General features: G+C 75.4%; 3 protein-coding genes and 1 pseudogene. 2 read left to right on the top strand and 2 right to left on the bottom strand.

Translation table 11 applies throughout. The features are described from left to right. Together V7E45_RS07140 and V7E45_RS07145 are read right to left on the bottom strand one after the other, a co-directional pair. A pseudogene (locus V7E45_RS07140) lies at positions 1-1,384 on the bottom strand (sensor histidine kinase); the annotation flags it as partial. A 451-nt stretch (positions 1,385-1,835) separates the two neighbouring features. Beyond that, a complete protein-coding gene (locus tag V7E45_RS07145) occupies positions 1,836-3,053 on the bottom strand; it encodes an MBL fold metallo-hydrolase (RefSeq protein WP_333773229.1) in 1,218 nt (405 codons plus the stop codon). Between the two features lie 192 nt (positions 3,054-3,245). On the opposite strand from V7E45_RS07145, the gene V7E45_RS07150 reads away from it, so the two are divergent. Beyond that, on the top strand, positions 3,246-4,424 hold the full coding sequence (locus V7E45_RS07150; protein ID WP_333773230.1) for a Glu/Leu/Phe/Val dehydrogenase dimerization domain-containing protein: 1,179 nt from the start codon (positions 3,246-3,248) through the stop codon (positions 4,422-4,424). Between the two features lie 105 nt (positions 4,425-4,529). Further along, positions 4,530-5,097 (top strand): TetR/AcrR family transcriptional regulator (locus V7E45_RS07155; protein ID WP_443055963.1); only part of this gene is annotated, 568 nt, incomplete at its 3' end.

A 5,097-nucleotide genomic window follows, 5' to 3' on the forward strand; every position in this document is an offset into this window, starting at 1 on the left:
CGGCGGTGGTGCCCGGGACTCCGCCCGTCCCGCCGCGCGGGGCGGGGAGCGCGGTGCCGCCCTGGTCGGGGAGCGCGCCGCCGGCCGGGGCGCCGCCGGAGGCGGACGGGGGCACCGGCAGGGGGCCCGTGTCCGCGGGGCCCGGCTGCCGCCCCGGTACGGCACCGGGTGCGCCCGGCGCCGCGCCCAGCACCGCCTGCGGCACGACGAGGACGGCCTGCACGCCGCCGTAGATGTTGGTCTGCAGGCGGACGGTGATGCCGTGGCGGCGGGCGAGCTGGGAGACGACGTACAGGCCGATGCGGCCGTCGGCCAGCAGGCTCGCGACGTTGACCTGGTCGGGGTCGGCGAGCAGCGCGTTCATCCTGCTCTGCTCGCCGACGGGCATGCCGAGGCCGCGGTCCTCCACCTCCACGGCGAGCCCGGAGGTGACGAGGCTGGCACGCAGCAGCACCTGGGTGTGCGGGGCGGAGAACACCGTGGCGTTCTCGACCAGTTCGGCGAGCAGGTGGATGACGTCGGCCACGGCGTGGCCGCGCAGCTCGCCGTCGACGGGGGGCACCAGCTTGACCCGGGAGTACTGCTCGACCTCGGCGATGGCCGAGCGCAGCACCTCGGTCATGGAGACCGGGTTGCTCCACTGCCGGCGGGAGACGGCGCCGCCGAGCACGGCGAGGTTCTCCGCGTGCCGCCGGATGCGCGTGGCCAGGTGGTCGACGTGGAAGAGGCCCTTGAGCAGGTCCGGGTCCTCGATCTCGTTCTCCAGGTCGTCCAGGATGGAGATCTCCCGGTGCACCAGGGACTGCAGCCGTCGCGCGAGGTTGACGAAGACCTCCAGCTTCTGCTCACTGCCCGCCTGGCTGGAGAGCTGGGCGGCCTGCACGACGGCGGTGACGGCGCCGTCGTGCGCCCGGGCCAGGTCCGCGGCGAGCAGTTCGAGGTCGTCGGCGTCCTCGGGCGGCGGCCGGCGCGGTCCGCGCCGCTGCGGGGTCTCGCCCCGGCGCAGCGCCTCCACCAGAGCGCGCAGGTCGGCCTCGCCCCGGGCGGCGCTGCGGCGCAGGGCGCCGACCCGGTCGCTGACGAGGCGGGCGGCACGGTCCGCGGCGACGGCGGCGATCACGACGGCCGCGGCGGTCACCGCGGCCGCGCCGGCGAGCACGGCCCACAGGACGGGCCCGGGGCGTGCGCCGGTGGAGCGGATGCTGAAGATGACGGCCGCGCTGGCGCTGAGGGCGACCGCCAGCGGCGGAAGCACGGCGAGCCGCACGAGCTGGGGCCGTATGTGCGTCTCGGGCAGTGCGGGAGCGGGTCGGGCGACCGGACGTCCGTGCCGGCCGCCCTCACGGCGGTCTGCGCGGGCGGCCGGTGCACGGAGGTGAGACATCTGCGTCCTCGTACTGGTCCGTCGGGCTGCCATCCGGACACTGACAGTAGTCGCCCGCGCATCATGTGCGGTGGGCAGTTGACAAAGTCCCCCGGACAGGGTCCCGCTCTGGTATGAGGTCTCGTACGACAGACCGATAACCGCGCCGAGAGGGCGCGTCGAGTGCGGAAAGAAAGCGATCCGACCTGGTCAGAACCGGTCGGAAGACGGCAGCGAGGGCCGATGCGCACAGGTGTGCGCACCGGCCCTCGGGACCTAGGGGGTTCGTGGGTCCGGCACCCGGCCGGCCAAGCGGCTCGCGCCCTGGTGAGCCGACCCGCGGGAGGGCCGGCCGTCCGGCCCGGGTGGTCAGGCGGCTGGTCGCCTGGGCCTCCGGAGATCGCCGACACTGCCGCGAATACCGTTGCGCACCGACGTGCTCTCGAGCGCTTTCGTGCGACATGTTTCCGGCTTAGCGCTCGCCGGCCAGGTCCACGTCGACCTCCACGTCCGCGTCCACGTCCACCCGGGAGACCTCCGGCGTGACCGGTACCGCGGCCGGCCGCCGCCACAGGTGCGGGACCGGCGCCGACGCCGAGCGCCACCAGGCCTGCGCCGGCACCTTCCCGGCGGGCTCGAAGGGCTCGCCGGGGCGCGGCAGCGCCACCGCCTGGCCGGCCTCCTCGGCGGCCTCCTTGGTCCACTCCCCGGGTTCGGCCCAGGCGTGCGGGGCGAGGTTGAAGGTGCCCCAGTGGATCGGCAGCAGCACGCCGTGCGGGGTGCCGCCCTGGAGGTCGAGGTGGGCGCGCAGGCCCTCCTCGGGGGTCATGTGGATGTCGGGCCAGAACTCGCTGTACGCGCCGATCTGGATCATGGTGGCGTCGAACGGGCCGTGGGTCGCGCCGATCTCCGTGAAGCCGTCGAAGTAGCCGGTGTCGCCGCTGTGGTAGATCCGGTGCTCCTCGCCGGCGACGACCCAGGACGCCCAGAGGGTGTGCTGGGTGTTGCGCAGGCCCCGGCCGCAGAAGTGGCGGGCCGGGGTGGCGGTGAGGGTGAGCCCGCCGATCCGGGTGGCCTCGTGCCAGTCGAGTTCGCGCAGCCGGTCCGGGGACACGCCCCAGTGCTCCAGGTGGGCGCCGACGCCCAGCGGCACCGCGAACACCGTGTCCGTGCCGGCCAGCGCCTTGATGGTGGGCATGTCCAGGTGGTCGTAGTGGTCGTGCGAGATCACCACCACGTCGACCGGGCCGAGCGCCGCCAGCGGCAGCGGGACCGGGTGCAGCCGCTTGGGCCCGGCGAAGGGGAACGGGGAGCAGCGCTCGCCCCAGACGGGGTCGAACAGCACCCGCCTCCCGTCGATCTCCGCGAGCACGCTGGAGTGGCCCATCCAGGTCACCCGCAGCCCGGTGGCCGGCGGCGCGGCGAGGTCGGCGAAGGTGGTCGGATGCACCGGCACGGTGCCGCGGGGCGTGCGCAGCGGCCGGGTGTCCTTGTCGAAGAACACCTTGGCGAGCTCCACGGTGGACCCGGAGGGGCGGGTGCGGGCCACGCCGCCGGGGTTCTGGAAGACGCCGTCCTTGAAATGGGGGGAACGGCGGATGCGCGCGAGACGCTCCCCACCCGGATCCGCGCCGAAGGCCGCGGGCCGCAGCACGCTGAGCCCGAAGCTCTGGGAACGCAAACCGGTCACGGTACCTCCAGGTGGAGTCGCTGAGGTCCTCCATTATGGTCGGCCCCTGCGCCGGACCTCGATCGCCGGGGTCCGCGGGAGGGCCGGCCGGGCCCCCGCGCACCGCGCGCGTGGCAGCCCGGACGCTTTGACACGGCGGCCGGCCGCTCCGAATACTGACCGGCGATTCAGTAGCAACCCCCGGGAGATCCCATGGCCGCCCCCCTGATGTCGCTCGTCTGGACCGACCACGTCACCGGCCGTCAGGGGTTCCTGGTCGTCGACCGGCTGGTGCGGGGCGTGGCCAGCGGCGGGCTGCGCATGCGGCCCGGCTGCACGCTGGAGGAGGTCACCGGACTCGCCCGCGGCATGACGATGAAGGAGGCCCTGCACTACGACCCCGAGGCGCGCTACGTCCCGCTCGGCGGCGCCAAGGGCGGCATCGACTGCGATCCGCGCGATCCGGGGGCCTACGGCCTGCTCGTGCGCTACCTGCGCGCCATGCGGCCGTACATCGAGAGCTTCTGGACCACCGGTGAGGACCTGGGTCTCACCCAGGACCTGGTGGACCGCGCCGCCACCGAGGCGGGACTGGTCTCCTCAGTCCAGGCGGTGTACCCGCTGCTGGACGACGCGACGGCGGCCCGCAGACGGCTCGCGGACGCCTTCGCGGTGGAGGTGGACGGCATCGGCCTGGACGAGCTGGCCGGGGGCTGCGGGGTGGCGGAGTCGGTGCTGACCGCCCTGGACCGGGCGTCGGTGCCGTACCGGGGCACGCGGGTGTCCGTGCAGGGGCTGGGCACCATGGGCGGGGCCACGGCCCGCTTCCTCTCCCGCGCGGGCCTCACGGTGGTGGCCGTGGCCGACATCAGGGGGACCGTCGCCAACCCGGAGGGTCTGGACGTGGAGGCGCTGCTGGCGGCGCGGGACGCGTACGGCACCGTCGACCGCGCCGCGCTGCGCCCCGGCGACCGCGAACTGCCCGGCGACGCCTGGCTGTCCGCCGACGCCGAGGTGCTGGTGCCCGCAGCGGTGTCGTACGCCGTCGGCGCCGCCGAGCAGGGGCGCGTCACCGCCCGCTGGATCGCCGAGGCCGCCAACATGCCGGTACGGCCCGAGGCGGAGGCGGCGCTGGCCGCGCGCGGGGTGACCGTACTGCCGGACGTGGTGGTCAACTCCGCCACCAACGCCTGGTGGTGGTGGACCCTCTTCGGCGACATCGGCCCGGACGCGGACGAGGCGTTCGCCCGCATCCGCCGCTCGGTGCGCGCCCTGACCGGCCAGGTGCTCGCCCGCGCCGAGACCGGCCGCACCACACCGCGCGCCGCCGCCCACGCCCTGGCCGGGGACCGCCTCGCGGCGCTGGCGGACCGCTTCGGCTGGTACCGCTGACGCCGGCGGGCGGCCCGCGTCCGGTGCCCGGTGCGGTGGCCGAGAGGGCGCCGGTCCCATCACGGGCCGTTCGGCGAGGCCCTGCCGACGGATTAGGGTGACCGCGTGGCGAGAGTGCGGTTGAGCGTGGCGGAGCGGCGGGAGGAGATGCTGCGGGCCGCCGTCGGGCAGATCGAGGCGCGGGGTGTGGCGGCGGTCAGGATCGCCGACGTGGCCTCCGCGCTCGGTGTGAGCAACGCGCTGGTGCTGTACCACTTCTCGACCAAGGAGAAGCTGGTCGCCGCCGCGTTCGCGTACGCCGCGGAAGGCGATCTGGCGCGGCTGCGGGCCCTGCTGGGGCGGCGCACCTCGGCGCTGCGCCGGCTGCGGGCGGCGGTGCGCTGGTACGCGCCCACGGGGCAGGCCAAGGGCTGGCGGCTGTGGATCGAGGGCTGGGCGGTGGCGCTGCGCGAGCCGGCCCTGCGGGAGGTCACCCGGGACCTGGACCGGCGGTGGAAGGCGGCGATCGCCGCGGTCCTCACGGAGGGCGTGGCGGCGGGCGAGTTCGCGTGCGCCGACCCGGCGGGGACGGCCCTGCGGCTCACCGCGCTGCTCGACGGGCTCGCGGTGCAGCTGACGTCGTACCCGGGCGCGGTCCCCCGGTCCCGCGCCCAGCAGTGGGTGGACGAGGCAC

It is taken from the genome of Streptomyces sp. IBSBF 3136 (assembly GCF_036815105.1).
GTDB lineage: Bacteria > Actinomycetota > Actinomycetes > Streptomycetales > Streptomycetaceae > Streptomyces.

Bases quoted from the DNA above. Each gene is read 5' to 3' on its own strand.
- V7E45_RS07150 (WP_333773230.1), top strand. From the start codon at position 3,246: ATGGCCGCCCCCCTGATGTCGCTCGTCTGGACCGACCACGTCACCGGC.